The 1336-nt window shown below is 57.0% G+C and carries 3 protein-coding genes; 1 reads left to right on the top strand and 2 read right to left on the bottom strand.

Annotation, left to right across the window (positions count from 1 at the left end; all coding sequences use genetic code 11):
* Both AC1DWF_RS32025 and AC1DWF_RS32020 read right to left on the bottom strand, forming a co-directional pair.
* Positions 1–371, bottom strand: a 371-nt coding sequence (locus tag AC1DWF_RS32025; RefSeq protein ID WP_476842568.1) for a hypothetical protein, incomplete at its 3' end; no start/stop codon positions are given.
* Positions 372–794: 423 nt separating this feature from the next.
* Positions 795–1034 (bottom strand): hypothetical protein, encoded by a 240-nt coding sequence (locus AC1DWF_RS32020; protein WP_476842567.1) that lies wholly within the window; start codon positions 1032–1034, stop codon positions 795–797.
* On the opposite strand from AC1DWF_RS32020, the gene AC1DWF_RS32015 reads away from it, so the two are divergent.
* Positions 1033–1336: LysR family transcriptional regulator (locus tag AC1DWF_RS32015; RefSeq protein WP_476842566.1), on the top strand; the 304-nt coding region annotated here is incomplete at its 3' end. The genes AC1DWF_RS32020 and AC1DWF_RS32015 overlap by 2 nt on opposite strands.

Genomic DNA, 1336 nt, shown 5'->3' with positions numbered 1-1336 from the left:
GGAAGGCTGGGTCGCTTCGATTTGATCCCGGCCTCTTTCAAGGCCGTATATCCCACCTTCCTGAGGAGCTTCTCTGTTTTTGCACGCTCCTTGTCGCGAATGCTCTGGCCTTTGATCTTCGGCATCGGTCCTCCATTGCTTGCGTCTTCGATCGCTTTGGCAGACATGGCCTCAAACATTGAATTCAGTACAGGCGTTAGGAAGAGCATTACGAAGCCAAAGGTTACCCCAGCCCCTCCTCTCAGAATGCGAATTGGCGTGAAATTTGATGGCTTCTTTGAAGGCTTGAACAGCATGTAGAGATTGGCCAGAGGAATGAAGGCCAAAGCCATCAAACCGTTGTTGCCGGAGATGTCGCGGGATCTCGCCATAGCGATCATCCCAAAAAATACCCGAAGATGACAGTCGCCCCATGATCACGACTACCAGTACCCAGACATATCCGCTGGCCATTGCTGGAACAGTCAGCAGCCAAACAAACTGCAAGACTGAAATTCCAAGCATCAGGAGCGCCGTAAAGGCGAAATATGGCGCACGAGATATCTCGACATCTGCCCTTTCTGTAACCCAAGCGATGACGCCACCATAATTACGGCGACGTAGCCGATGAGAAATCCTTATGACATTTTGATTTTCTTGCCGTCGCGGTCACCTCGTAACCCTATGTGCCGAGACGTATTGGTGCCACGCAGGTCAGCGCTCCAAGCGCCGGCGACATCGGGTGGCGGACGAAAATGTGGCTCAGCGCTATCGATCATGGATTGCAGTGGTACGACCGACTGCAGGTCTTCTCATCAGGGGATCCGTTCGAGCGGTTCGTGCCGCAGCGGGTAAGAACGTCCGGCATTGAGACCGCCGCCTCCATATTCATGGTAGCGTCGGTCGTCGGTTCTGCCGCCGCAATCCTTGCAAAAATTGTACTTTGAACCACGCGGCGACGTCTCGCTGCCCCGGCCATTGGTGCGATTGCGGCGCGGCGACAAGCACTCCATAGTCGCCGCCATCATTGCAGTGCCCTGCTTCGGAATCGTCATGCGCCGCGTCTTGCCTTCGCTACCATCGCTGACGATCTTTGAAGCGGCGGCGCGCCATTCGAGCTTTACCCGCGCTGCCGAAGAGCTGAACCTGTCGCAGAGCGCGGTTAGCAAGCAGGTCCAGTCGCTCGAATCCTTCCTTGGCCTGCGCCTGTTCGAGCGCATCCGGCAGCGCATCGTGCTGACCGAGGCCGGGCAGCTTTATCTCGCCCGGGTGCGCGAGGCCCTCGAAATCCTCGAATCGGCAACGATGGAGGCGCTGGCCTTCCAGGGCGGCGGCGGCATGCTCAACATCGCCACGC

Source organism: Aminobacter sp. P4_D5 (assembly GCF_056401815.1).
Note: the sequence above shows the minus strand (reverse complement) of the source record. Positions and strands in the feature narration are given on the sequence as shown.

What these genes read in the sequence shown, in the direction of transcription:
- AC1DWF_RS32020 (WP_476842567.1), bottom strand. Translation starts at nt 1,034, where the DNA reads ATGACGATTCCGAAGCAGGGCACTGCAATGATGGCGGCGACTATGGAG.